This is a genomic window from Streptomyces agglomeratus (genome assembly GCF_001746415.1).
Lineage (GTDB): Bacteria > Actinomycetota > Actinomycetes > Streptomycetales > Streptomycetaceae > Streptomyces > Streptomyces agglomeratus.
This window is the reverse complement of the sequence record NZ_MEHJ01000001.1, coordinates 4,654,523-4,679,754: the sequence shown is the minus strand read 5'-3', so window position 1 is coordinate 4,679,754 and position 25,232 is coordinate 4,654,523. Positions and strand designations below refer to the sequence as shown.

Annotated in this window: 20 protein-coding genes; 4 read left to right on the top strand and 16 right to left on the bottom strand. The window is 71.9% G+C overall.

The genetic code is table 11. The features are described from left to right. Positions 1 to 36: 36 nt before the first annotated feature. The 3 genes from galK to galT are packed head-to-tail and all read right to left on the bottom strand — an operon-like array spanning position 37 to position 3,211. Positions 37 to 1,200 carry a galactokinase gene (galK, locus tag AS594_RS20390; protein ID WP_069935189.1) on the bottom strand — a complete coding sequence of 388 codons (1,164 nt, stop codon included), beginning with the start codon at positions 1,198 to 1,200 and terminating at the stop codon, positions 37 to 39. Further along, positions 1,197 to 2,168: a UDP-glucose 4-epimerase GalE gene (gene galE / locus AS594_RS20385; RefSeq protein WP_069928401.1), complete on the bottom strand. Its 972-nt coding sequence runs from the start codon at positions 2,166 to 2,168 to the stop codon at positions 1,197 to 1,199. The genes galK and galE overlap by 4 nt, the downstream gene beginning before the upstream one ends. Further along, positions 2,165 to 3,211, bottom strand: a complete 1,047-nt coding sequence (gene galT, locus AS594_RS20380) for a galactose-1-phosphate uridylyltransferase (RefSeq protein WP_069928400.1) — start codon at positions 3,209 to 3,211, stop codon at positions 2,165 to 2,167. The genes galE and galT overlap by 4 nt, the downstream gene beginning before the upstream one ends. 195 nt (positions 3,212 to 3,406) lie before the next feature. Here galT and AS594_RS20375 point away from each other — a divergent pair, with 195 nt between their 5' ends. After that, the gene (locus tag AS594_RS20375; protein WP_069935947.1) at positions 3,407 to 5,077 is read left to right on the top strand and encodes a sodium:solute symporter family protein; all 1,671 of its coding nucleotides are present in this window, start codon (positions 3,407 to 3,409) and stop codon (positions 5,075 to 5,077) included. 22 nt (positions 5,078 to 5,099) lie between these two features. Then, a complete protein-coding gene (locus AS594_RS20370) occupies positions 5,100 to 5,381 on the top strand; it encodes a hypothetical protein (RefSeq protein ID WP_069928399.1) in 282 nt (93 codons plus the stop codon). A gap of 76 nt (positions 5,382 to 5,457) precedes the next feature. On the opposite strand, the gene AS594_RS20365 is transcribed toward AS594_RS20370, so the two are convergent. The 11 genes from AS594_RS20365 to rsmI form a co-directional block, all read right to left on the bottom strand. Beyond that, on the bottom strand, positions 5,458 to 6,132 hold the full coding sequence (locus tag AS594_RS20365; protein ID WP_069928398.1) for a helix-turn-helix transcriptional regulator: 675 nt from the start codon (positions 6,130 to 6,132) through the stop codon (positions 5,458 to 5,460). A gap of 227 nt (positions 6,133 to 6,359) precedes the next feature. Further along, on the bottom strand, positions 6,360 to 8,147 hold the full coding sequence (locus tag AS594_RS20360) for an outer membrane protein assembly factor BamB family protein (protein WP_069928397.1): 1,788 nt from the start codon (positions 8,145 to 8,147) through the stop codon (positions 6,360 to 6,362). 77 nt (positions 8,148 to 8,224) lie between these two features. Next, positions 8,225 to 10,081: an outer membrane protein assembly factor BamB family protein gene (locus tag AS594_RS20355; RefSeq protein WP_069935188.1), complete on the bottom strand. Its 1,857-nt coding sequence runs from the start codon at positions 10,079 to 10,081 to the stop codon at positions 8,225 to 8,227. Between the two features lie 229 nt (positions 10,082 to 10,310). Next, on the bottom strand, positions 10,311 to 12,113 hold the full coding sequence (locus AS594_RS20350) for an ABC-F family ATP-binding cassette domain-containing protein (RefSeq protein WP_069928395.1): 1,803 nt from the start codon (positions 12,111 to 12,113) through the stop codon (positions 10,311 to 10,313). Between the two features lie 117 nt (positions 12,114 to 12,230). Beyond that, positions 12,231 to 13,577 (bottom strand): acyltransferase family protein, encoded by a 1,347-nt coding sequence (locus AS594_RS20345; RefSeq protein WP_069928394.1) that lies wholly within the window; start codon positions 13,575 to 13,577, stop codon positions 12,231 to 12,233. A 128-nt stretch (positions 13,578 to 13,705) separates the two neighbouring features. Then, on the bottom strand, positions 13,706 to 14,611 hold the full coding sequence (locus AS594_RS20340) for a 4-(cytidine 5'-diphospho)-2-C-methyl-D-erythritol kinase (protein ID WP_069928393.1): 906 nt from the start codon (positions 14,609 to 14,611) through the stop codon (positions 13,706 to 13,708). Continuing rightward, positions 14,608 to 15,501 carry a 16S rRNA (adenine(1518)-N(6)/adenine(1519)-N(6))-dimethyltransferase RsmA gene (gene rsmA, locus AS594_RS20335; RefSeq protein ID WP_240509058.1) on the bottom strand — a complete coding sequence of 298 codons (894 nt, stop codon included), beginning with the start codon at positions 15,499 to 15,501 and terminating at the stop codon, positions 14,608 to 14,610. The genes AS594_RS20340 and rsmA overlap by 4 nt, the downstream gene beginning before the upstream one ends. Positions 15,502 to 15,560: 59 nt before the next feature. Beyond that, positions 15,561 to 16,937 carry a ubiquitin-like domain-containing protein gene (locus AS594_RS20330; protein ID WP_107357909.1) on the bottom strand — a complete coding sequence of 459 codons (1,377 nt, stop codon included), beginning with the start codon at positions 16,935 to 16,937 and terminating at the stop codon, positions 15,561 to 15,563. 119 nt (positions 16,938 to 17,056) lie between these two features. Continuing rightward, complete coding sequence (locus tag AS594_RS20325; protein ID WP_069928392.1) at positions 17,057 to 17,926, bottom strand: TatD family hydrolase; 870 nt, start codon at positions 17,924 to 17,926, stop codon at positions 17,057 to 17,059. Positions 17,927 to 18,011: 85 nt separating this feature from the next. Next, a complete protein-coding gene (locus tag AS594_RS20320) occupies positions 18,012 to 18,416 on the bottom strand; it encodes a hypothetical protein (protein WP_069928391.1) in 405 nt (134 codons plus the stop codon). Between the two features lie 128 nt (positions 18,417 to 18,544). After that, positions 18,545 to 19,405 carry a 16S rRNA (cytidine(1402)-2'-O)-methyltransferase gene (rsmI, locus tag AS594_RS20315; RefSeq protein WP_069928390.1) on the bottom strand — a complete coding sequence of 287 codons (861 nt, stop codon included), beginning with the start codon at positions 19,403 to 19,405 and terminating at the stop codon, positions 18,545 to 18,547. 139 nt (positions 19,406 to 19,544) lie between these two features. Here rsmI and AS594_RS20310 point away from each other — a divergent pair, with 139 nt between their 5' ends. After that, complete coding sequence (locus tag AS594_RS20310; RefSeq protein WP_069935187.1) at positions 19,545 to 21,317, top strand: dolichyl-phosphate-mannose--protein mannosyltransferase; 1,773 nt, start codon at positions 19,545 to 19,547, stop codon at positions 21,315 to 21,317. Positions 21,318 to 21,454: 137 nt separating this feature from the next. Next, positions 21,455 to 23,086, top strand: a complete 1,632-nt coding sequence (locus AS594_RS20305; protein ID WP_069928388.1) for a penicillin-binding transpeptidase domain-containing protein — start codon at positions 21,455 to 21,457, stop codon at positions 23,084 to 23,086. Positions 23,087 to 23,196: 110 nt separating this feature from the next. On the opposite strand, the gene AS594_RS20300 is transcribed toward AS594_RS20305, so the two are convergent. After that, on the bottom strand, positions 23,197 to 23,979 hold the full coding sequence (locus tag AS594_RS20300) for an SDR family NAD(P)-dependent oxidoreductase (RefSeq protein WP_069935186.1): 783 nt from the start codon (positions 23,977 to 23,979) through the stop codon (positions 23,197 to 23,199). A 7-nt stretch (positions 23,980 to 23,986) separates the two neighbouring features. Continuing rightward, positions 23,987 to 25,144: a serine hydrolase domain-containing protein gene (locus AS594_RS20295; RefSeq protein WP_069932427.1), complete on the bottom strand. Its 1,158-nt coding sequence runs from the start codon at positions 25,142 to 25,144 to the stop codon at positions 23,987 to 23,989. Positions 25,145 to 25,232 lie beyond the last annotated feature (88 nt).

Here is a 25,232-nt window from a genome sequence, read left to right as displayed (position 1 = left end):
GCGGAGCAGCCCCGGACGGCGACCGGCAGGCCGCCGTCACGCCAGGCGGTGCGCGCCCCTCGACGGAACCGCCGGGAAGACCCGGGGCGGCATCAGGCCCGCCGCGTCGAAGGCGGCTGTCACCGACTTCGTGATCGTGTCCGACGCCGACGACTCCGCCAGGACGATCGCTGATCCTCCGAAGCCGCCCCCCGTCATCCGGGCCCCCAGCGCCCCCGCCGCATGGGCGGTCGCGACCACCAGGTCCAGCTCGGCGCACGAGACGCGGAGGTCGTCGCGCAGCGACGCGTGGCCCTCGGTCAGCAGCGGGCCCGCCGCGCGCGGGTCGCCCGCGTCCAGGTGGGCGATCACCCGCTCCACGCGGTGGTCCTCGGTCACCACGTGGCGTACGTAGCGGCGTATCCGCTCGTCGCCCAGTGACGCCAGCGCCTCCGCCAGCCCCGCGTACGGCACGTCCCGCAGCGCCGCCACACCCAGCGCGCGCGCTCCCGCCTCGCACCCCTCCCGGCGTTCCGCGTACGCCCCGTCGCCCAGCGCGTGCTTGACGCGCGTGTCCACGACCAGGAGTTCGAGGCCGTGGGCGGCCAGGTCGAAGGGGACCTGACGGCTCGACAGGTCGCGGGTGTCCAGGTGCAGCGCGTGGCCCTCCGTACAGCAGGCCGCCGCCGTCTGGTCCATGATCCCGCAGGGAACCCCGACGAAGGCGTTCTCGGCGCGCTGGGCGACCACCGCCAGCCAGGACGGGGAAAGCCCCAGCTCGTAGAGGTCGTTCAGGGCCAGCGCCGTGACCACCTCCAGCGCGGCGGACGACGAGAGGCCCGCGCCCGTCGGCACCGTCGACGTCAGATGGATGTCGGCGCCGCCGACGGCGTGGCCCGCTTCCCGCAGCGCCCACACCACACCCGCCGGGTACGCCGCCCAGCTGCCGCCGGCGAGCGGCGGAGCGAGCTCGTCCGCGCGCAGCTGGACGATGCCGCCGTCGACGTCCGCCGAGTGCAGCCGCAGTACGCCGTCGTCGCGGCGCGCGACGGCGGCGACCGCCGTGTGCGGCAGGGCGAGCGGCATCACGAAGCCGTCGTTGAAGTCGGTGTACTCGCCGATGAGGTTGACCCGGCCGGGCGCCGCCCAGGCCCCGTCGGGCCCGGCGCCGTACAGGTCGGTGAACGCCCGCGCGACGGCCGCGGCGACTGGCTCTGTCATGCGTCCCGCTCCGCACGGCGGGCGAACGCCCACGCGTCCGCGACGATGCCCGCGAGGTCCGCGCGGGACGGCTTCCAGCCGAGCTTCTCGCGCGCCGTGTCGGCGGACGCGACGAGCACGGCGGGGTCGCCGGCCCGGCGCGGCGCCGGGGTCTCGGGGACGGGATGCCCGGTGACCTTGCGTACGGTCTCCACGACCTCGCGGACCGAGAAGCCGTTGCCGTTGCCGAGGTTGCAGATCAGGTGGTTCCCCGGCTCGGCCGCGTCCAGGGCCAGCAGGTGCGCCTCGGCCAGGTCGGCGACGTGGATGTAGTCGCGGACACAGGTGCCGTCGGGGGTCGGGTAGTCGTCGCCGTACACCGCGATCGACTCGCGCCGGCCCTGCGCCACCTGGAGGACGAGGGGGATGAGGTGGGACTCGGGGTCGTGGCGCTCGCCGCAGTTCCCGTAGGCGCCCGCGACGTTGAAGTAGCGCAGCGAGACGGCCGCGAGGCCGTGGGCGGCGCTCTCGCCGCCGATCATGTGGTCGACGGCCAGCTTGGAGGCGCCGTACGGACTGGTGGGCGCGGTCGGCGCGGCCTCGGTGATCGGCGTGGACAGGGGCTCCCCGTACGTCGCGGCCGTCGAGGAGAAGACCAGCTTGCGGACGCCTGCGTCGCGCATCGCGGCGAGCAGCGCCATCGTCCCGCCGACGTTGTTCGTCCAGTACTTCTCGGGGTCGACGACGGACTCGCCGACCTGCGAGAACGCGGCGAAGTGCAGGACGCCGTCGTACGAGGCGTCCAGCCACCGCGCGGCGTCCTGGATGCGGCCCTCGATGAACGCGGCGCCGGCCGGGACGCCCTCGCGGAAGCCGGTGGAGAGGTCGTCGAGGACGGTCACCTCGTGGCCGGCCTCCAGGAGGTGGGCCGCGACCACGCTGCCCACGTATCCCGCGCCGCCCGTGACCAAGTACTTGTGCTGGCTCACTCGCTCGCTACCTCTCGCAGTCGCGCTGCCGCGGTCTCCGGCGGCACATCGTTGATGAACACATTCATGCCGGATTCGGAACCCGCGAGAAACTTCAGCTTGCCCGAAGTGCGTCGGATGGTGAAAAGCTCGAGGTGGAGCCCGAACTCGGGTGCGAAATCGGCCGGGCCGAACGGGGCCTGGTGCCAGGCGGAGATGTACGGCGTCGGTGGCTCACCGGGACCGAAGATCCGGTCGAACCTGCGCAACAGTTCCAGATAGAGCTGTGGGAACTCTGTGCGCGCGTCGTCGTCGAGCCCGCGCAGGTCGGGCACGCGCCGCTTCGGGTAGAGGTGCACCTCGTACGGCCAGTGAGCGGCGTACGGCACGAAGGCCACCCAGTGCTCGCCCTCCAGCACCACGCGGGTGCCCTCGGCGCGCTCCCTTGCCACGACGTCGTCGAAGAGGTTGCGGCCGGTCTCCGCCCGGTGCGCGGCCACGGAGCGCAGCATCTGGGCCGTGCGGGGGGTGACGAAGGGGTAGGCGTAGATCTGGCCGTGCGGGTGGCCGAGGGTCACGCCGATCTCCGCACCCCGGTTCTCAAAACAGAACACCTGTCGGACCCCCGGCAGCCCGGCCAGCTCGGCCGTCCTGTCGGTCCACGCGTCCAGGACGAGACCGGCCCGTTCCTCGGTGAGGTCGGCGAAGGACGCGTCGTGGTCGGAGGTGAAGCACACGACCTCACAGCGTCCGGCGTCCCCGGCCAGTGACGGGAAGCGGTTCTCGAAGACGGCCACCTCGTAGTCGGCGGCCGGGATCTCGCTGTGCCGCCCGTCGCGCGACGGGCACAGCGGGCACTGGTCGGCGGGCGGGTGGTAGGTGCGGGCCTGGCGGTGCGAGGCGATGGCGACACGGTCGCCGAGGAGCGGGTCGCGGCGGATCTGCGAGGTGGTGGCGACCGGTTCGAGGGGGCGCGGGTCCACGGCGTCGCGTACGGCGTCGTCGCGGGAGTCGTAGTAGAGCAGCTCGCGGCCGTCGGCCAGCCGCGTCGGTGTCTTCTTCACACGAAGGCTCCTCATCACCTCTATCCAACACAATCAAACACAACTAACCACGAACACACAGGGCAGTCAACGGCTCACACGGGGCCGTCCCATCACAATCCAACAAAGAACACCAACAGAAGTATTCAGTTTCGCCACCCGGAGGCGTAGGTTCCGTCTCGGTCCGTGTCCTCGACGAAGACGAAGCAGGTCTCCATGCACTACCTGGCCGAAGGGCTACGGCTCCCCACCAACGGGCTCGACTACACGATTCTGGCGATCTACTTCGCCGTGGTCCTCGGCATCGGCTTCGCGGCCCGGGCCAGCGTGAAGACCAGCCTCGACTTCTTCCTCTCGGGCCGGTCCCTGCCGGCCTGGGTCACCGGTCTGGCGTTCGTCGCCGCCAACCTCGGCGCCACCGAGATACTCGGCATGGCCGCCACCGGCGCGCAGTACGGCGTGGCGGTCGTCCACTGGTACTGGATCGGCGCCATCCCCGCCATGGTCTTCCTCGGCCTGGTGATGATGCCCTTCTACTACGGCTCGAAGGTCCGCTCGGTCCCCGAGTTCCTGCTCCAGCGCTTCGACAAGTCGGCGCACCTGCTGAGCTCGGTCCTCTTCGCCTTCGCCGCCATCCTCATCGCGGGCGTGAACCTCTACGCGCTGTCGATCGTCGTGGAGGCGCTGCTCGGCTGGCCTCAGTGGGTGTCGATCGTCGTGGCCGGCTTCTTCGTCCTCGCGTACATCACGGTCGGCGGCCTCTCCTCGGCGGTCTACAACGAGGTGCTCCAGTTCTTCGTGATCCTCGCGGCCCTCATCCCGCTCACGATCCTCGGCCTGAAGCGGGTCGGCGGCTGGGACGGCCTGACCGGCTCGCTGGAGCAGAGCCACGGCGGCGACTTCCTCACCGCCTGGGGCGGCACGGGCATCGGCGACGCCAACCCGCTCGGCGCGAACTGGCTGACGATCATCCTCGGGCTCGGCTTCGTGCTGTCCTTCGGTTACTGGACGACCAACTTCGCCGAGGTCCAGCGCGCCCTGTCGGCGAAGAACCTGTCCGCCGCCAGGCGCACCCCGCTGATCGCCGCGTTCCCCAAGATCTTCATCGTGTTCCTGGTGATGATCCCCGGCCTGGTCGCCGCCGTGCTCGTGCCGAAGATAGGCACCGCCGGATCGGACCTGACGTACAACGACGCGATACCGCTGCTCATGCAGGAGCTGCTGCCGAACGGTGTGCTGGGCATCGCGGTGACCGGTCTGCTGGCCGCGTTCATGGCGGGCATGGCGGCGAACGTGTCGTCGTTCAACACCGTGTTCACCAGCGACATCTGGGCGAAGTACGTGAGGCCCGGCCGCGACGACGCGTACTACCTGCGCTTCGGCCGGCTGATCACGGCGATCGGCGTGCTGGCCTCCATCGGCACGGCCTTCATCGCCTCCAGCTTCTCCAACATCATGAGCTACCTCCAGACGCTCTTCTCCTTCTTCAACGTCCCGATGTTCGTGGTCTTCATCATCGGCATGTTCTGGAAGCGGGCGTCGATGAAGTCCGGAGTCTGGGGCCTGGTCGCGGGCACCGGCGCCGCGATGATCAACTACTTCTGGATCTACAAGCAGGGGATCGTCGACATCCCGACCGACCAGGGCGCCAACTTCGTCTCCGCGATCGTCGGTTTCGTCGCGGGCGCCGTCGTCATGGTCGTCGTCACCCTCTTCACCGCGCCGAAGCCGGAGGCGGAGCTGGCGGGCCTCGTGTACGGAACCCGCTCCCCGGGGCTGGAGGAGCCGCCCGGCGAGGGCGACGACGCCTGGTACCGCAAGCCCGCGCTGCTCGGCTGGGGCGCGATCGTCATCGCCGCCCTGTGCTACGTCCCGTACTCCTTCTGACTTCCGACCGGAGGCCGACACCATGTCCGAGCTGCACCACGAAGTCTCCGAGCTGGAGCGCAAGTCCGCCACGGCGGCCCGCCTGTTCGACATCCGGCGCATCATCGGCGGCCTGTTCGCCGTCTACGGCGTGATCGTCACGATCGCCGGAATCACCGCGTCCGACGCGGACCTGAAGAAGGCCCAGGGCATCAACATCAACCTGTGGACGGGGCTGGCGATGCTGGCGCTCGGCCTGTTCTTCCTGATCTGGCTGAAACTGCGGCCACTGGCTCCGCCGGCGGCGCCCGAACCTGCCGAGTAGACGCCCTGCGGGCGGGTCCACCAACGCCGGACGGGCCGAACGCCGCCGCTTGCGGCGCCGTTCGGCCCGCCCCCGGTCAGCTGGTGTCCGGGGCCGCGCGGTCCAGCAGTCCCGTGCGGGCCGCCAGGGCCGCCGCCTCCAGGCGGGAGCCGACGCCCAGCTTCATCAGGACCCGCTGGACGTGCGTACGGGCGGTGCTCGGCGCGATGCCCATGCCGGCCGCGATCAGCCGGGTGTCCTCGCCGTCCGCGACCCGTACCAGGACCTCGACCTCACGCGGCGTCAGCATCTGGAGCAGCCGCTGTCCCTCGTCGTCGGGCTGCGCCGCCGGGTTCAGCAACTCCGCGAACGCGCCCTGCAACAGCTGCGGCGACACCGCCGCCTCCCCCGCGCGAGCCTTCACCATGGCGCGCTCGACACCCTCGATGCGTTCGTCGTGGCGTACGTACCCGGACGCCCCGGCGGCGAAGGCGGCGGCGATGCCGCGCGGGCTCGGCACCGGGCCCAGTACGACGACGGCCACCTGCGGCCGTTCCCGCTTGATACGGACGACCGGGTCGAAAACCCCCGGCCCGGCAGGGCTCGCCGTACCGAACAGGCATACCTCCGGCGCCCGGCTGACGACCAGTTCCGCCGCCCCCGAGGTCGGGGCGGCCGCCGCGAGCACCCGGTGCCCGCGCAGCTTGAGAGCCGAGGCGAGCGCCTCGGCGAGCAAGCGGTGGTCGTCGACCACCATGAGCCGCACGCCCATATAGAGAAACCCCCATACCCCTGCCCCGTGGAGCTGGCCCCCCGGCCCTCCTGCCCCGGCAAGCTACACGCTTGTTCGAGGTTGCGCGCCCCTTACCGGTAAGAAGCCCTCGGATTGTCGAATTCCACGCGATTCAGGACTACTTGTGGGCGAGGTATGACATGGGACGGCCCCGGCAGTGGCGAGGAGCCACTGCCGGGGCCGTCGTGCGCCAGGTGCCGGACGCGTCAGCCCGCGCCGAAACCGATCGCCAGATAGCGCTTGTAGCCCTCGCGCTCCTGGCTCATCAGGCGCGTCGCCATGAACAGACGGCCGTCGGCGTACCGGAACTCGGCCGAGTCCACCGTGAAGCTCGTCGCCACGTCACGGACCGCCCGGTCGGCCGGGTTCTCCAGCAGCAGCGTCTGCTTCATGGAACCGCCGTCGATGCTCACCACCTGGCCGCCCTTGTCGTACGGCGGGTACTTGTACGCGATGATGTTGCCGCCGTCCATGCGGATCGGGTGCATCGTGTAGCGGTCGCCCGCGTCGGCCCGGTCGCCGGTGACCTTGCCGGTCGCGAGGTCGAAGGAGACGATCTCGTTCGTCCGGCCGCCCTCGGCGCCGCCCTCGTGCTCCTCGGTCGGCATGTAGATCCTGCCGTTGCCGACGACGACCTTGGTGCAGCCCTCGGTGTCGCGGCACCTCGGGGCGTACTTCTCGGCGTCGGCCGAGATCCTGGCGCGCAGCTTGCCGGTCTTCTCGTCGATCGAGAAGAAGTCGGAGACGCCGCTGCCGTCGCCCGCGGTGTCGCCGACGTCGGCGGCGGCGACCAGCGGCTTGGTGGAGACGATGCTCGCCTGGTCCACGCCCGCGGGCATCTTGTACTTCGAGATCGGGGCGCCGGTCTTCGGGTTCAGGTACTCGATGGAGAGCTGGGGGTCGCTGACCGAACCGCAGCTGCGGACGGTGGCGAGTGCCTCGCCGCCCGCGTAGCCCACGTCGCGGCACTGTTCGGCATTGGCCTTCGGCTGCCAGCGGATCTTGCCGGTGGCGAGGTCGAAGGCCGCGCCACCGCGGGTGCCGCCCGCGCCGACCGCGTCGCCGCCGATCGTGATCTCGCTGAAGATGACCCGGTCGTCACCGTCCTTGACCGACTTCTGCCACACCAGCTCGCCCGCGTCGATGTCGATGACACCGACCTCGGTGCAGGGCGAGTACGTCGCTCCCGCCGGCATCGGTCCGGCGAACAGGATCGCGGTCCTGTTGTCCTTGGTGACGTGCGGCGTCGCGGCGCAGACCTCGCCGGGGAGCGGAACGGACCAGAGCTTCGTGCCCTTGTCCAGGTCGTAGCCCACGACCTCGTTGAGGCCGCTCTTGACGTACGCCTTGTCGGTGATCCAGGAGCCGTTGACGCCGGCCACCGTCTCCTTCACCTTGGGGGCGGGCAGCTGGAAGAGGACCTTGGAGTTCGTGTTGGAAGGCGCCTCCTCCTTGCCGGCTCCGTCGGGGGCGGGCTTGGCGTCGCCGCCGCCGCCACCGCCGCCGGTCGAGCCCGCGGCGGAGTTCTGCGGGTCGTCCTTGCCGCTGTCGTCACCGGACACGTACCAGATGCCGCCGCCGACGATCATGGCCACCGCCACCACCGCCGCGATGACGATCAACGTGGTGGAGCTGACCTTCTTGCCGCCGCCCTGCGGGGACATGCCCTGCGTGGGCATGCCCTGCTGGTAGCCGTACGGCGGCTGCTGCGGCTGGCCGTACGGCGGCTGCTGACCGTACGGGTTGGGCTGGCCGGGCTGCGTCGGGTAGCCGTAACCGGGCTGCTGACCGGGCTGGCCCGGCTGCGTCGGGTAGCCGTAACCCGGCTGCTGGCCCGGCTGGGCGGGCGGCGCCGGGGGTGCCTGCGGGTAGCCGTAGCCCGGCTGGTCGGCGGGCGGGGTCGGGGCGCCGAAGCCGCCGCCGGGCGGGGGCGTCGGGGCGCCGTACCCGCCCTGCGGGGGCTCGTTCGGCGGTGGGGGCGGTGGCTGCGTCATGGCGTGCGTACCTCGGGAGAAGGGTGTCGAAGACGTGGGAGGAGACCCGGGATTGGGCCGGGTTCAGTCACCGGCCGTCACTTGCCGAAGACCATCATGGTCTTCGCCTCCTTCTCCTCCTCGTCATTGCTGGCGCTGACGCGGGCGGCGACGACGTAGAACCGGCCGTCCTCGTAGGCGACCTTCGTCGTGAAGAAGCCGTTCTCGATCTCGGCGGTCGACTGCGGGTTCTGGAGCAGCATCTTCGGCTTGCCGCCCGACGCCGGAACGGTCGCGAGCGCGCCGCCCTTGTCGTACGAGGCGTCCATGTGCACCAGGACCTCGCCGCCCTCCATCCGCAGCGGCATCATCGGACGGTCGCCCGCGGAACGCCACTTGGGCTTGCCGGTGTCGAGGTTGAAGGCGATGACCTCGTTGCTGCGGTCCAGGCCGCTCGTCTTCTCGGCGGTGGCCATGTAGAAGGTGTTCGCGTCGGCGGCGACGCCGGTGCAGCCCTGGAGGTTCTGGCCGAAGACGATGAAGCTGCCGCCGCAGCGGGGCTGGAACTTGTCCTTGCCGCCGTCGATCACCGAACGCAGCTTGCCCTTGTCCGTCAGCGCGAAGACGCTCCACTCGCCCTTCTTCTCGCGGTTGGTCGCGGAGACGACGAGCGGGGAGACGGAGTAGACCTTGTCGGCTTCCCAGCCCTTGGCCAGCGGGTAGCTCCACTTGACCTTGCCGGTGGCCGGGTCGTGCTCCTGGATCCGCTCGTGGTTCTTGGCGGCCTCGCCGGTGGAACAGGCGGCGGCGGCGATCAGCTTGGCGCCGCTGGTGAAGGCGTACGGCTGGCACTCACCGGGGAGCTTGCCCCACAGCTGCTTGCCGTCCTTCATGCTGAAGGCGGTGGAGTGGCCGGTGCGGCCGGCGGTGACGGTGTTGCCGCTGATGGCGATGGTGATGTCGGAGAGGATGTCGAACGTCCCCTCCTTCTTCACCTCGGCCGTCCAGCCCGCCTTGCCGGTCTTGAGGTCGATCATCTGGAGCTTGCTGCACTTGGCCCGCTCGGTGGTGCCGTCCTTGACACCGATGACGATCTTGCCGTCGTCGGCGGGCTTCAGGGGGGCTGCACAGATCTCGGTGGAGAGCGGGAGGGTCCACTTCTCCTTGCCGTCGCCGGCGTTGTAGGCGGCGACCTTCTTGTACATGGCCTTGACGACGAGACCGTCGGTGAACCACGGGCCGTACACGTCGGCGCCGTTGCGCGGCAGGTCGACGTCGTTCTTCTGGAGCCACAGGACCTTGGACTCGCCCGCCTGGCGCCCGGCGTTGAGGTCGTCACCGGCGTCGCGGCCGCCGGCGGAGTCGCCGCCGGTGTCGCCGGAGGGCGGGTCCTGCGGCTTGTTGTCCTTGCTGCCGCCGGCGACGGGCCGCTTCTTCTTGCCGCCGTCGTCGTCGCCGAGGGCGATGTAGAGGCCGCCGCCGACCACGAGGACCGCGGCGAGGGCCGCGCCGATGACGACCGCGGCCTTGCCCTTGAAGGGGCCGCCGCCACCGCTGCCGCCCGGGGCGGGTGCGCCCGGGAAACCGCCGTAGGGGCCCGGCTGTTGCTGGCCGTACGGGGCCTGCTGCTGGCCGTAGGGACCGGGCTGCTGACCGTACGGTCCGGGCTGCGGCTGGCCGTACGGGCCCGCCTGACCCGGCTGCTGGCCGTACGGACCCGGCTGGCCGGGCTGCTGGCCCGGCTGCCCCGGGTAGCCGTATCCCGGCTGCGGTGCCTGCTGGGGCGGCTGCTGCGGGTAGCCGTACCCGGGCTGCGCCGGGGGCTGCTGCGGCGGGGCGGCGGGCGGGGCCGGGGGCATCTGCGGCGGCTGGGCGGGCCCCTGGGGCGGCTGCTGCCGGGGGTCCTGGGGGGCTCCGAAGCCGCCCTGCGGCGGCTGGTTGGGCGGCTGAGACATCAGCGCATACCTCTTCACACGAGACCGCCGCCCGTTCGGTCTCCCCCGCAATTCCGGCGGCGTATCTCCGTCGGAAAGGAGCGAATCAGGCTTGAGCCCCGCAGATCTACGTCAGTCGAGCGGGGCTTCTTTCTATCACTTGGGCCCTCCCGAACGAGGGCCCGGTCCGCCCCTGTTCCCAAGGGAGGACCGGGCCGTGACGCGCCCGTTATTCGGCTTCGCGCATCTGCTACGCGTCTTCCGCGAGTTCCATCCAGCGCATCTCCAGCTCGTCGCGTCCGGCGACGAGTTCACGCAGCTCGGCGTCGAGCAGGGCCACCTTCTCGAAGTCGGTGGCGTTGGCCGCGATTTGGGCGTGCAGCTCGGTCTCCTTGTCGGAGAGCTTGCCGAGCTGACGCTCGATCTTCTGCATTTCCTTCTGGGCGGCGCGGGCGTCACCGGACGCCTTCTTCTTGGCGGGCGCGGCGACGGGGGCGGGCGCCGGGGCGGCGGACTCGATCATCTGCCGCCTGCGCTCCAGGTACTCGTCGAGGCCGCGCGGCAGGTTGCGCAGCGTCTGGTCGCCGAGCAGGGCGTACACCTTGTCGGTCGTGCGCTCGATGAAGAACCGGTCGTGCGAGATGACGACCATCGAACCGGGCCAGCCGTCGAGCAGGTCCTCCAGCTGCGTCAGCGTCTCGATGTCCAGGTCGTTGGTCGGCTCGTCGAGGAACAGCACGTTCGGCTCGTCCATCAGCAGCCGCAGGATCTGGAGCCGGCGCCGCTCACCGCCGGAGAGGTCGCCGACCGGAGTCCACTGCTTCTCCTTGCTGAACCCGAACTGCTCGCACAGCTGGCCCGCCGTCATCTCGCGGCCGGTGCCGAGGTCCACCCGGTCCCGTACGCGCTGGACGGCTTCGAGCACGCGCAGCTTCGGGTCGAGCTCACCGACCTCCTGGGAGAGGTACGCGAGCTTCACGGTCTTGCCCACGACGACCTTGCCCGCGACGGGCTGGGTGTCGCCCTGGGTGCGTGACGCGTCGGCCAGGGCGCGCAGCAGCGAGGTCTTGCCCGCGCCGTTGACGCCCACGAGTCCGACCCGGTCGCCGGGCCCGAGCTGCCAGGTGAGGTGCTTGAGCAGCACCTTGGGGCCGGCCTGGACGGTGACGTCCTCAAGGTCGAAGACGGTCTTGCCGAGCCGCGAGTTGGCGAACTTCATCAGCGCGGAGGTGTCGCGGGGCGGCGGCACGTCGGCGATCAGCTCGTTGGCCGCCTCGACGCGGAAGCGCGGCTTCGACGTGCGGGCGGGGGCGCCGCGGCGCAGCCACGCCAGCTCCTTGCGGACCAGGTTCTGGCGCTTGGTCTCCTCGGTGGCGGCGATGCGCTCGCGCTCGGCGCGGGCGAAGACGTAGTCGGAGTAACCGCCCTCGTACTCGTGCACGGCGCCGCGCTGCACGTCCCACATGCGGGTGCAGACCTGGTCGAGGAACCAGCGGTCGTGAGTGACGCAGACGAGTGCGGAGCGGCGCGTCTGGAGGTGCTTGGCGAGCCAGGCGATGCCCTCGACGTCGAGGTGGTTGGTCGGCTCGTCGAGGACGAGCAGGTCCTGCTCGTCGATGAGCAGTTTGGCGAGGGCGATCCGGCGGCGCTCACCGCCGGAGAGCGGGCCGATGACCGTTTCCAGGCCGTGTTCGAAGCCGGGCAGGCTGAGGCCGCCGAAGAGGCCGTTCAGTACGTCGCGGATTTTGGCGGTGCCGGCCCATTCGTGATCCGCGAGGTCGCCGATGATCTCCTGGCGGACGGTCGCGGCGGGGTCGAGCGAATCGTGCTGCGTGAGGACGCCGAGGCGCAGGCCGCCGCTGTGCGTGATGCGGCCGCCGTCGGCCTCCTCCAGCTTGGCGAGCATGCGGATGAGGGTCGTCTTGCCGTCGCCGTTGCGGCCGACGACACCGATCCTGTCCCCCTCCGAGACGCCCAGGGAGACGCCGTCGAGCAGGGCACGGGTGCCGTAGACCTTGCTGACGGCCTCGACGTTGACAAGGTTGACGGCCACTGACACTCCAGTTGAGGGGGTTAAACAACCTCCAGGGTAGTCGTCACGCGGGCGGCTCCACACGGGCCGGGTTCCCTGCGGGCGCAGGGAACGGGCCGAACGCCTCGCCGGAGCGCCTCATCCGCCCGTCGTCGCACCGGCGCGCGCCCGGCCCGCCGCCTCCACCAGCAGCCAGCCCGCGAGGGCCATGACCACGGCGGTGGGTGCGCTGACCCGTACGGCGACGAGCAGGGCCGTACGGCCTTCGAGGAGCCCGGCGAAGCCGACCATCGACAGGCCGAGGATGCCGAGCAGACTCAGCGTGACGCCGACGGCGGCCGCGGGACCCGCCAGGCGCCCGGGGGAGCCCGCCGGCAGGCCGCCGCCGCGTGCGGGCCGCTCGAAGGCCCGGAACGCCGCCACGCACAGCGCCGTCAGCCCCGCCGCCGCGGCGAACCGCGGCGGCACCTGGGCCCACCAGCCGGCGCTCGCCGGCGCGGGCAGCGGCAGGTCGAGGGCGAGCATCGCGCCGTACACGCCGAGCATCGCGGTCAGGTGCCACAGGAACGCCGTCATGGCCATACCGTTCGCGGCCACGACGCCGCGCCAGACGCGCGGCCTCGCCACGAGGCGCGCGCCGGGGCCGCGCAGCAGCTCGACCGCGCCGACCAGCCACAGCCCGTGGGCCAGCAGGGCCAGTGTGGGCGGAGCCATGTTGCTGACCTTCTCGCCGGGCATGCCGACCATGCTCAGCGGATACGGCCCGAACGCGACCAGGGCGGCGGCTCCCGCCAGGCCGGCGGCGGCGAGGACGGCCGGCCTGCGGATGCGTCCGTCGGCGCGCAGGAAGCCCAGTTGGTGGACGGCGAGCCAGACGAAGGCGAAGTTCAGGAATTCGACGTACGGCACCCCGAAGGCGAAGCGCAGCAGGTCGACGCCGACGGCTGCGGAAGCGAGCGCGCCGAAGGCGGCCCAGCCGTGCCGCTCGTGCAGTTTCAGCAGGGCGGGGGTGAAGGCCACCATCGCCAGGTAGATCCCGATGAACCACAGCGGCTGGGCGACGAGGCGCAGCGCGACGCCGGTCAGCCCGTCCTGGCCGCCGAGGAGCTGGATCGCGAGGGCGGCGGCGCCCCAGACCGCGACGAAGACCATGGTGGGCCGCAGCAGCCGCTGGAGACGGGCCCGTACGAACACGGAGTACAGCCCGGCTCCTTCGGGGTGCTTGCGCCGCAGCGAGCGGTACGAGAGCGCGTGCGAGAAGCCGCCGACGAAGAAGAAAACCGGCATGACCTGCAACGCCCAGGTGAGGATCTGCAACCGAGGTACGACGGCCAGCAGATTGCCCACGTCACCGTCGGCCGACACGGCGGCCATCAGCCAGTGCCCGGCGACGACGGTGCCGAGCGAGGCGACGCGCAGCAGGTCCACGTACCGGTCGCGCCCGGCGGGCGTCCGGTCGGCGAGCTCGCGAACACTTTTTCCCATGCGGGTACGCTCTCGCCCCCGCACGGCCCCCCGACAGGGCGCCCGTACTCATTCCGCCCTGAGTACGCGGCGCCCGCGGCCCACCGGAACCGGACCCCGCGACGGAGCCGGGACCGGCCGGCCGCACGTCAGCCGACGGCGCCGGTCACGGTCGCGCCCGCCGCCGGGGACTGCGCCACCCGGGCCGTGCGGCAGGTGCCCGAGGCGACGAGGGCCGCCGCCACCGACTCCGCCGCCTCCGCGTCCTTGGTCAGGAACGCCGTGGTCGGCCCCGACCCGGAGACCAGGCCCGCGAGCGCGCCCGCGTCCGTGCCGGCCGCGAGGGTGGCGGCGAGGGAGGGGCGCAGGGACAGGGCCGCGGGCTGGAGGTCGTTGGCCAGCGCGCCCGCCAGCGCGGTGGCGTCGCCTGTGCGCAGGGCGTCCAGAAGCACGGCCGAGGCGACCGGCGGCGGGACTTCGGTGCCCGCCGTGAGACGGTCGAACTCGCCGTACACCGCGGGGGTCGACAGCCCGCCGTCGGCCACCGCGAAGACCCAGTGGAACGTACCGCCGACGTCGAGCGGCGTCAGGTTCTCGCCGCGCCCCGTACCGAGCGCCGCTCCGCCCACGAGGCTGAACGGCACGTCGCTGCCCAGCCCGGCGCAGATCTCCAGCAGTTCGTCCGCCGGGGACCGCGTACCCCACAGCGTGTCGCAGGCGAGGAGCGCGCCGGCGCCGTCCGCGCTGCCGCCCGCCATGCCGCCCGCGACGGGGATGTCCTTGGCGATGTGGATGTGCACGTCCGGGGACAGCCCGTGCCGGGCGGCCAGCGCGATCGCCGCCCGCGCGGCGAGGTTCGTACGGTCCAGGGGGACCTGTGCGGCGTCCGGGCCCGAGCACGTGACGCGCAGCGAGTCGGACGGCGTGACGGTGACCTCGTCGTACAGCCCCACCGCCAGGAAGACGTTCGCCAGATCGTGGAAGCCGTCGGGGCGCGCGCCGCCGACGGCGAGCTGGACGTTGACCTTCGCGGGGACCCGGACCGTGACCGTCATGCCGCCGCCCCCTTGTTCTCCGCGATACGGGCGAACTCCTCCACCGTCAGGGACTCGCCACGGGCCTGCGGCGACACCCCGGCCGCGACCAGCGCGGCCTCGGCCGCCGGGGCCGACCCGGCCCACCCGGCCAGCGCGGCCCGCAGCGTCTTGCGCCGCTGGGCGAACGCGGCGTCGACCACTGCGAAGACCTCCGCCTTGGAGGCCGAGGTCTTGATCGGCTCGCTCCGGCGCACCAGCGACACCAGCCCGGAGTCCACGTTCGGGGCGGGCCAGAAGACGTTCCGCCCGATGCTCCCGGCCCGCTTGACGTCGGCGTACCAGCAGGCCTTCACCGAGGGCACGCCGTACACCTTGTTGCCGGGGCGGGCCGCGAGCCGGTCCGCGACCTCGGCCTGGACCATGACCAGCGTCCGCTCGATGCTCGGGAAGCGCTCCAGCATGGTGAGCAGCACGGGCACCGCGACGTTGTACGGAAGGTTTGCGACCAGCGCCGTGGGCGCGGGCCCGGGCAGCTCGGTCACCTGCATGGCGTCCGAGTGCACCAGCGCGAACCGCTCGGCGCGCTGCGGCATCCGGGCGGCGATCGTCGCGGGGAGCGCGGAGGCGAGCACGTCGTCGATCTCCACGGCGACCACGCGGTCGGCGGCCTCCAGCAGCGCCAGGGTCAGCGAACCGAGCCCGGGACCGACCTCGACCACCACGTCGTCGGGCCGCACACCGGCCGTCCGTACGATCCGGCGGACGGTGTTCGCGTCGATGACGAAGTTCTGGCCGCGCTGCTTGGTCGGGCGTACGCCGAGGGCCGCCGCCAGTTCCCGGATCTCGGCGGGGCCCAACAGGTCGTGCAGGGGCTCAGGAGGCGTCTCAGAAGGCTCAGTGCTGCTCACCGCTCAAGAGTAAAGGCCGAGAAATTCCCCAGCCCCCACGCGCCCGGTCCCGCCCCGTCTCAGCCCCGCAACCGCCCCCCGCAGTGGGGCCAGGGACTGGCTCCCCGCTGCACGTACAGCTTCTTCGCCCGGAACGTCTGCTCGCTCGCGCTCGCCTCCTGCGGCCGCCCGCTGCCGCCAAGCGCCTGCCAGGTCTGCGTGTCGAACTGGTAGAGGCCGCCGTAGTTCCCCGTGGCGTCCACCGCCGCCGGCCGCCCCCCGGACTCGCAGTGCGCCAGCCCGTCCCAGTCGAGCCCGTCCGCCCCAGCCACGGACGTCGGCTTCTCCTTCGTACCGACCTTCACCCACCGCGCGACCGGCTCGCGCGCGATCTCCTCCGCGATCCGCCTCGGCTGCTGGCGCACGCCGTTGACGGTGCGCACGAAGTACGTCACCCACCTGGACCCCTGCTCCCCCGCCCGGACCACGACTTCCGTGCCCTTGAACAGCGACGGGTCCTCGGTCCTCACCACGTCGAACGCGATGGGTTCCTCGCGCACCTCCCTGGTGCCCCTGATCCGCATCACGGTGATCGTCTGTCCGTCGCGCGGGAAGCTCCCGGGTGGCGCGGAGGTGGTGTCCTGCCCGCGCAGGCTGATGCCGGCCTCGGCGAGCGCCTCCCCGACCGTCGCCGCGTTCGTGCGGATGGTGCGCTCGCGCCCGTCCGCCATGAACGTCACGGCCCGCTCGGTGCGTACGTCCAGGGTGAGCCCGGCGCGCCCGATCTCCAGGGAGCGCGAGGCGGAGAGGTACGCGCCCTCGGCGCGCACCCCGAACTGGCGCAGCGCGCCCTCGACCGTTCGGGCGGTGGTCCACACCCGGCGCCGCTGTCCGTCCAGGGTCAGTGCGACGGGGCGCCCGTACCGGACGACGACCTCGTCCCCGCTGGCCAGCTCGGCACCGGGGCCGGGGGCCACCAGGTCGTGCGCCCCCACCTCGACGCCTTCGTCCTCCAGCAGCTCGGTGACGTCGTCGGCGAAGGTGTGCATCGTGCGGGGTACGCCGTCGACGCTGAGCTTGACCGCCTTGTCGCTCGCCACGAACGCCGAAGTGCCGCCGGCCAGGAACGCGACGACGAGCGCCTGCGGGACGAGGCGGCGCAGCGCGTCGGGCCGTTCGGCCCCCTCGCGGCGCCTGGCGGCCCGCCGGGCCTCCGCCCGCCCGCCCGCGGCGCCGACGCCACCGCCGGTATCCGCGGCCGCACCGGCGTGCTGCCGGGGCAGCCGGGCGGGCTGGAGCTCGTACGCCGGCGCATACGTGTCGTGCTCGACCGACGTGTACGTGTCGTGCTCGACCGGCGCGTATCTGTCGTACCCCACCGGCGCGTACGTGTCGTACTCCACCGTGCGGCGGCCGCTGCCGCGCGCCGCCCGGTGACTGCCCTGCGAATTGCCCACGACGCTCCAGAAGTCCGGTCCGCACCGATGACGCTGCGGGCCGGGAGACTAGCGGAGCGGCCGTCACTCTCCAAAGCAACACGGCTACGGAGGGTCGCGGTATGACCGGGGGGCCGGCGTCAGTAGTCGAACGCGCGTGCCGTGTTGGCCGCGAGCGCCGCCGCCAGAACGTCCTCCTCGATCCCCTTGACCGCCGCCATCGCGCGCACGGTGACCGGGATGAGATACGGGGCGTTGGGCCGTCCGCGGTACGGCGCGGGCGTCAGGAACGGCGCGTCCGTCTCGACGAGCACCAGCTCCAGCGGCGCGACGGCGAGCGCGTCCCGCAGGGGCTGGGCGTTCTTGAACGTGACGTTTCCGGCGAAGGACATGAAGTAACCCTTGCGGGCGCAGATTTCCGCCATGGCGGCGTCACCGGAGTAGCAGTGGAAGACGGTGCGCTCGGGAGCGCCTTCTTCCTCCAGCACGCGCAGGACGTCCTCGTGCGCCTCGCGGTCGTGGATGACGAGCGCCTTGCCGTGCCGCTTGGCGATCTCGATGTGGGCCCGGAAGGACCGCTCCTGGGCGGCCATGCCCTCGGGCCCCGTACGGAAGTGGTCGAGACCGGTCTCGCCCACTCCCCGTACGTACGGAAGGGCCGCCAGTACGTCGATCTCGCCGAGCGCGTCGTCGAGGGCGGCGTCCCCGCCGGCGATCCGCGCACCCTGGCGCGACCAGCCGTCGGGGTCCCCCAGCACGATGCGCGGGGCTTCGTTGGGGTGCAGGGCGACAGCCGCGTGCACGTTCTCGTGCGCCGCCGCCGTCTCGGCCGCCCACCGCGATCCCTTCACGTCGCAACCCACCTGGACGACGGTCGTGACACCGACCGAGGCGGCCTTCGCCAGGGCCTCGTCGACGGTGCCGTCCTGCATGTCCAGGTGGGTGTGCGAATCGGCGACCTCTCCCCGGAGGGGTTCGGGCAGCGGCGGGGGTGCGTCCTTGGGGCTCATGGTCACGATCGTACGAAAACGCGCCCCCGCCCCCGCACTCACGTGCCGCCGGCGCCGTCACGTGCTCCCGGTGACGTACGGCCGCTCACTTCCGGTGGAAGGGATGCAACAGGTCCGACAGGTGCCAGTTGTGCTTGACGCGCACCGGTCCGGGGGCGTCCTCCATCGCCGGCCCCGGGATGCCCACCACTGGTCCGCCCATGGGAGCGTCCACGACGGCCGCCCGCAGCATTTCCCTGATCGACGAGACCTGCCCGGCCTTCATGATCCGGACGACATGTCCGCCGCAGTTGAGACAGGTGGGGCGGGACAGCGGCGACGGGACCCGCTCGCCGTCGGCCGTGTAGGTCACGAAGGTGTGGCCGTTGCCGTCGACGTGGTGGTGTATCTCGAAGGACTGCTCCCAGCCGTGCCCGCACCTCATGCAGGCGAAGGCGTATGCCTCGTGAACGGTGGTTCCTGCGCCGGCGGTGTCTGCGATCTCGCTCATGCCAGCTCCTTTCCACTGATCCAGTGGACGCCTGTTTCGGCGGGAGCGCATCGGTGCCTGTCGTTATATGGACCGGTCTTGGCCTTTCCATGGAAAAAGGCCCGGTGCGCGGTATGCGCTTTAGCTATTCACGATAGTCCTTTGCCCTGCGCTGAGCCTGTCCGTGCCGCATTCTTTGCCGCGACGACGGCGTCGAACACCTCGCGCTTGGGAAGCCCCGCCTCGGCGGCGACTGCCGCGATGGCCTCCTTGCGCCGCTCCCCCGCCTCCTCGCGCACCTGCACCAGCCGCACCAGCTCCGCCGGGTCCAGATTCCGCGGCGCATCGGACGCGCCTTCGACGACGACGGTGATCTCTCCGCGTACCCCCTCGGCGGCCCATTCGGCGAGCGCCTTCAGCGGGCCGCGCTTCACTTCCTCGTACGTCTTGGTCAGCTCGCGGCACACGGCGGCCCTGCGCTCGTCGCCGAAGACCTCGGCCATCGCGGCGAGGGTGTCGTCGAGGCGGTGCGGCGCCTCGAAGAACACCATCGTCCGCCGCTCACCGGCGACCTCGCGCAGCTTGCTCAGGCGCTCGCCGCCCTTGCGCGGCAGGAAGCCCTCGAAGCAGAAGCGGTCGACGGGCAGGCCGGACAGGGCGAGGGCGGTCAGCACGGCGGAGGGGCCGGGCACCGCGGTGACCTTGATGTCCTTCTCGACGGCGGCGGCGACCAGCCGGTAGCCGGGGTCGGAGACGGACGGCATGCCCGCGTCGGTGACGAGCAGCACCCGCTTGCCGTCCTCCAGCGCCTCGACGAGTTCGGGCGTACGGGCGCTCTCGTTGCCCTCGAAGTACGACACGACACGCCCCGTCGTCTGTACGCCGAGCGCCTGCGTCAGGCGGCGCAGGCGGCGGGTGTCCTCGGCCGCCACGACGTCGGCCGTCGCGAGTTCGGCGGCGAGGCGGGGCGGCGCGTCGGCCACGTCGCCGATGGGCGTCCCCGCGAGCACGAGCGTTCCGGCAGCTCCGGCCGTTCCGGGCGCCGCGGCCGTTCGAGCCGTTCGAGTCGTTCCAGTCGTTCCAGTCACAAGAGCCATCCTCGCAGGGCGCGCACACGACGCGCACAGATGTGTTCCCTACGATGGCGCGGTGACCAGTACCGCGTCAGAAGCCCAGCAGGGCCGGGCCCCCGGGGAGCGGCCGCCGTCGTGGCAGCAGCGGCTGCGGCGATTCGGCTACGTACCCCGGCCCGTCATCGGCCTGCGCGAGCGGCTCGTGCCGCCGTACAGCCGGCCCGGCACCCAGGTCTGGCGGGTGCTCGGGGTGCCGCCCGTACTCGCGGGGCATCTGGTGCGGTGGGCCGCCTGGGGCGGCCCGCTGCTGGTCGCGCTGGTCGCGGGCCTGCTGCGGTTCTGGCATCTGGGCAGCCCGAAGGCGGTGATATTCGACGAGACGTACTACGCGAAGGACGCCTGGGCGCTCGTTCACCAGGGGTACGAGGGCCAGTGGCCCAAGGACGTCGACAAGACGATCCTCGCCGACCCGTCGTCGGTCCAGGTCCCGGTCGAGCCCGGCTATGTGGTGCATCCGCCGGTCGGGAAGTGGGTCATCGGGCTCGGTGAACACCTCTTCGGCTTCACGCCCTTCGGCTGGCGCTTCATGGTGTGCGTACTCGGCACGCTGTCGGTCCTCATGCTGTGCCGGATCGGACGCCGGCTCTTCCGCTCGACGTTCCTGGGGTGCCTGGCGGGCGCGCTGCTCGCGGTGGACGGCCTGCACTTCGTGATGAGCCGCACGGCGCTGCTCGACCAGGTGCTGATGTTCTTCGTGCTGGGCGCGTTCGGCTGTCTGCTGATCGACAGGGACCGGCCGCGGCGAAGGCTGGCGGCGGCGCTTTGGACGGACGACGAGGGGGTACTGCGCCCGGACGCCGGGATCGCGGACCGGCTGCGGCTCGGGTGGCGGCCGTGGCGGATCGCGGCGGGGGTGTGCCTGGGTCTCGCCTGCGGCACGAAGTGGAACGGCCTGTACATCCTGGCGGCGTTCGGTCTGCTGACGGTGTTGTGGGACGTGGGCGCGCGCCGGACGGCGGGCGCCGTGCGGCCCTTCCTGACGGTGCTGAAGCGGGACGTCCTGCCGGCGTTCGTCTCGACGGTGCCGGTCGCCGTGGCGACGTATCTCGTGTCGTGGACGGGCTGGTTCGCCGGCAAGGACGGCTATTACCGGAACTGGGCCGACGGGCGGAAGGGCCTGTCGCCGGATCACGTCTCCCTGCCGCTCCTGGGCGATGTGCCGCTGCCGCAGTTCGACATGACCTGGGTCCCGGCCGTCGTGCGGAGCTTCTGGCACTACGAGAGCGAGGTCTACAGCTTCCACGTCAACCTGACGTCGGGTCACACCTACGAGTCGAACCCGTGGAGCTGGATCGTCCAGGGCCGCCCCGTCTCGTACTTCTACGAGTCGCCGAAGCCCGGCCAGGAGGGCTGTCCGGCGAAGGAGACGAGCGACTGCGCCCAGGAGGTCCTGGCGCTCGGCACCCCGCTGCTGTGGTGGGCGGCGTGCTTCGCGGTCCTGTACGTGCTGTGGCGCTGGGCGTTCCGGCGGGACTGGCGGGCGGGGGCGATCGCGTGCGGGATCGTGGCGGGCTGGCTGCCCTGGTTCTTCTACCAGGAGCGGACGATCTTCCTCTTCTACGCCGTGGTGTTCGTGCCGTTCCTGTGCCTGGCGGTGGCGATGATGATCGGCGCGATGCTGGGCCCACCGGACGCCCACGAACGACGGCGCGTGGCGGGGGCGGTCGGCGCGGGATTGCTCGTTCTGCTGATCGTCTGGAACTTCATCTACTTCTGGCCCATCTACACGGGCCAGACGCTCCCGATAGACGAATGGCGCGACCGCATCTGGTTCGACACGTGGGTGTAGGGACGCCCGGCCGGGCCGAGACCGTCCCGGTCCGGTAACAGTCGGCTCCGGTGTCACTACTGTCCCGTACAGTGCGGTACGGCACTTCTTGAACATGTTCAGTTCAAGAGGGACTCCTGGGGAGGGGACTGCACACCATGCGCAGCGGAGCGAAGGCCGCCATAGTCGGCGGAGTGTTCCTGGTCGCCGCCGGAGGAGTGGGATACGGGGCGTACTCCGTGCTGGGCGAGGAGACCGGCGGTGCCGACAGCAGGACCCTGTCGGCACCGAAGAAGACCGGACCGCCGAGCGCGGACGAGGTCGCGCGGACCACGAAGGACTTCCTCGCCGCCTGGGGCAGAGGTGACGCGCGTGCGGCGGCCGATCTCACCGATCACGCCGCCGCCGCACAGCCCGCGCTGTTCGCCTACCGCGACGCGGCGCACATCAGCGAGGTGAAGCTGACGCCCGGCGCGGCGGTGGGGGCGAAGGTGCCGTTCACCGCCGAGGCGACGGTCACGTACAAGGGCCTGCGCAAGCCCTTCTCGTACGACTCGGAGCTGACCGTCGTGCGCGGGCTCACCTCGGGCAAGGCGCTGGTCGGCTGGAAGGCGTCCGTCCTGCATCCGGACCTCAAGGAAGGCGAGGTGCTGCGGACGGGCGAGTCGTCGGCGCCGGCCATCAAGGCGGTCGACCGCGACGGCACCGAGCTGACGCCGGGCAGGTTCCCGTCGCTCGGGCCCGTTCTGGACGCCCTGCGTGAGAAGTACGGCGAGAAGGCGGGCGGGACGCCGGGCGTCGAGCTGGCGATCGAGAGCGGCAGCGACGACAGCGTTGCCCCGCGCACGCTGCTCACCCTCGCCGGGGGCAAGCCGGGCAAGCTGCCGACCACGCTGGACGCGGACGTGCAGGCGGCGGCCGAGAGGGCGGTGAAGCGGCACAGCGAGGCGTCGGTCGCGGCGGTGAAACCGAGCACGGGCGAGATCCTGGCGATCGCCAACAACCGTGCGGACGGCTACAACGCGGCGGTCCTCGGCAAACAGGCGCCGGGCTCCACACTGAAGATCGTGACGGCCGCGATGCTGATGGAGAAGGGCCTGACCGGCGCCGACCGGAAGGTCGAGTGCCCGAAGACCGCGATGTACCAGGGCCGTACCTTCAAGAACCTGGACGATTTCGAGATTCCGGACGGCACGTTCTCCACCAGTTTCGCCCGCTCCTGCAACACCGCCTTCATCAAGCTGATCGACGAGACGAAGGACGACGCGGCGCTGCCCAGGGCGGCCCGTGAGGTCTTCGGTCTCGGCCTCGACTGGCGGACCGGCATCATCACGGCCGACGGTTCGATCCCGGAAGCCTCCGGCGGCGAGGCGGCGGCGCAGTACATCGGACAGGGCACGGTCCAGATGAACGCCCTGAACATGGCGTCGGTCACCGCCACCGCCAAGGCGGGCGTGTTCAGGCAGCCGGTCATCGTGCCGCAGTCGCTCGACGGCCGGGAGCTGGCCAGGGCGGCCCGCGCCATGTCTCCCTCCGTACACAGCCAGCTCGTCGCCATGATGCGGCAGACGGCGACGCAGCCCTGGGGCACGGGAACCGAGGCGATGGCCCCGGTCGGCGGCGACAAGGGCGCGAAGACCGGCTCGGCGGAGGTCGACGGGCAGGGCAAGTCCAACAGCTGGTTCGCCGGGTTCAGCGACGACGTGGCCGCGGCGGCGTCCGTCGAGTCCGGTGGCCACGGCGGCGACGCGGCGGGCCCGCTGGTGGCGGCGGTGCTGCGCGCCGGCTGAGGGCCGGCTGAGGGCCGCGCGAAACGCCTCGCGCGGCCGTACGGCCACTGCGACGTGCGGGTACGGGCGGGACGCGTGCGGCGGAGCCGCTGCACGACCCCGCCGCCGCCTCACGGCCCGCCCAGCGCTTCCCGCAACGCCAGGTTGCCGATCAGCAGCCCGCCGTCCACCGGCAGCGTCACTCCCGTGATCCACCCGGCGTCCCGCGACGCCAGGAACGCGACCGCCGCCGCGATGTCCTCCGGCTCGCCCACGCGCCCCAGCGGGTAGTGCGCCGCCGCGCGCTCCAGGGCGTCGCCCTTCTCCGCCCACACGTCCGTGCGCACTGTCCCCGGCGCGACCAGATTGACCCGCACGCCGCGCCGCGCCGCGTGCCCCGCCAGCGTCCGCGTCAGGCTCGCGAGGCCCGCCTTGGCCGCGCTGTACGCGTGGTTGCCGAAGTCCTGTTCACCGTTGACCGACCCGATGTCGACGATCGCGCCCCGCCCCGAAGCGGCCAGATGCGGCAGCGCCGCCCGCGCGCACCGGTACGCGCCGGTCAGCGTGACGTCGAGGTCGCGCTGCCACACCGTCTCGTCCTCGTCCTCGAAGAACTCCGCGTCGGGCGCGCAGGAGTATGCGTTGTTGACGAGTACGTCGAGCGCCCCGAACTCCCGTACCGCGTACGCGACCGCCGCCTCCACCGACGCCCGGTCCGCCACGTCGCAGTGGAACGCCCGCGCGCCGGCGATCTCCCCCGCCGTCTTCTCCGCCCGCGCGGCGTCCACGTCGGTGACGAGGACCCGCGCCCCCTCGTCCGAGAACTGCCGCGCGATCGCCGCGCCGATGCCGCGTCCGGCACCGGTGACCAGGACGCCGTACCCCTCGAAACGTGCCGGAAGTGTTGTCTGCATCAGCCGATCATGCAGCCGACCGCACCGCCGCGACCAGTGCCTGTGCGCGCGGATCGGCGGTGACTCCCTTCTGGAGCCCGTTGGTCACGTACCCGAAGGCGATCCCCGACTCCGGGTCCGCGAACCCGAGCGAGCCGCCGCGCCCCGGGTGTCCGAACGAGCCGGGCGCGAGCAGGGGCGCGCCGGAGCCGTGCAGCATGAAGCCGAGCCCGAAGCGGGTCCCCACGACCAGCACCCGGTCCGGACCGGCGGACTCCTCGGTGCGCGCGAGGGTCAGGGTGGCGGGGGCGAACAGGCGGTGCCCGTCGACCTCGCCGATCATCGCGGCGTAACACCGGGCGAGCGCCCGCGCGGTGGAGATCCCGCCGGACGCGGGGAGTTCGGCCGCGCGGTACGCCGGGTCGTTCTCGTCCGCGAGCGGGTCGATCGCGCCGAAGGCGCGCCGGGTGAGCGAGGCGGGATCGGCGTACGCCTCGCTGACGCTCCGCTTGGGCCGCAGCCGCAGGGTCCCGCCGCCCGGCGGCGGCGCCTCGACGGGCCCGACGCGGCCGACGCGGTGCGCCTCGTCCGCCGGCAGCCCGACCCAGAAGTCGAGCCCCAGCGGCCGGGCTATCTCCTCGGCGATCCAGCGGCCGACGGTCCGCCCCGTCACGCGCTTCACCAGCTCGCCGATCAGCCAGCTGTACGTCTGCGCGTGGTAGCCGTGGTCGGTGCCGGGCTCCCAGGCGGGCTCCTGGGCGGCGACGGCGCGCGGGCCGCTGACGCCGTCGATCGCCTCGGCGGGTGTCAGCGGCCGGTCGAGCGCCGGTACGCCGGCCCGGTGCGACAGCAGGTGCCGTACGAGCACGCGCTCCTTGCCGTTGGCCTTGAACTCGGGCCAGTACGTGGCCACGGGGGCGTCCAGGTCGATCTGACCGCGCTGGTGGAGAAGCAGCGGCACCGCGGCGGCGACGCCCTTCGTCGCGGACCGCACGACCTGCGCGGTGTCGACGGCCCACGGCTCCGTGCCGTCGACGTCGCGGGTGCCGGCCCAGAGGTCGACGACCTTGTGGCCGTGGCGGTAGACGGCCACGGCGGCGCCGCGCTCGCCGCGTTGCCCGAAGTTGCGTACGAACGCGTCCTTGACCGGTTCGAATCCGGCGGCCACCGTGCCCTGTGCATCCACTGCTGCGCTCGCGCTCATCCCTCCATGGTGCAACGGCCCCGCCGGGCGGTACGGCGTGGGGGTGCGGCTGGGCGGCGGGTGAACCGGG

What these genes read in the sequence shown, in the direction of transcription:
- galK (WP_069935189.1), bottom strand. Translation starts at nt 1,200, where the DNA reads ATGACAGAGCCAGTCGCCGCGGCCGTCGCGCGGGCGTTCACCGACCTG.
- AS594_RS20375 (WP_069935947.1), top strand. Translation starts at nt 3,407, where the DNA reads ATGCACTACCTGGCCGAAGGGCTACGGCTCCCCACCAACGGGCTCGAC.
- AS594_RS20370 (WP_069928399.1), top strand. Translation starts at nt 5,100, where the DNA reads ATGTCCGAGCTGCACCACGAAGTCTCCGAGCTGGAGCGCAAGTCCGCC.
- AS594_RS20365 (WP_069928398.1), bottom strand. Translation starts at nt 6,132, where the DNA reads ATGGGCGTGCGGCTCATGGTGGTCGACGACCACCGCTTGCTCGCCGAG.
- AS594_RS20360 (WP_069928397.1), bottom strand. Translation starts at nt 8,147, where the DNA reads ATGACGCAGCCACCGCCCCCACCGCCGAACGAGCCCCCGCAGGGCGGG.
- AS594_RS20355 (WP_069935188.1), bottom strand. Translation starts at nt 10,081, where the DNA reads ATGTCTCAGCCGCCCAACCAGCCGCCGCAGGGCGGCTTCGGAGCCCCC.
- AS594_RS20345 (WP_069928394.1), bottom strand. Translation starts at nt 13,577, where the DNA reads ATGGGAAAAAGTGTTCGCGAGCTCGCCGACCGGACGCCCGCCGGGCGC.
- AS594_RS20340 (WP_069928393.1), bottom strand. Translation starts at nt 14,611, where the DNA reads ATGACGGTCACGGTCCGGGTCCCCGCGAAGGTCAACGTCCAGCTCGCC.
- AS594_RS20325 (WP_069928392.1), bottom strand. Translation starts at nt 17,926, where the DNA reads ATGAGCCCCAAGGACGCACCCCCGCCGCTGCCCGAACCCCTCCGGGGA.
- AS594_RS20320 (WP_069928391.1), bottom strand. Translation starts at nt 18,416, where the DNA reads ATGAGCGAGATCGCAGACACCGCCGGCGCAGGAACCACCGTTCACGAG.
- AS594_RS20305 (WP_069928388.1), top strand. Translation starts at nt 21,455, where the DNA reads ATGCGCAGCGGAGCGAAGGCCGCCATAGTCGGCGGAGTGTTCCTGGTC.
- AS594_RS20300 (WP_069935186.1), bottom strand. Translation starts at nt 23,979, where the DNA reads ATGCAGACAACACTTCCGGCACGTTTCGAGGGGTACGGCGTCCTGGTC.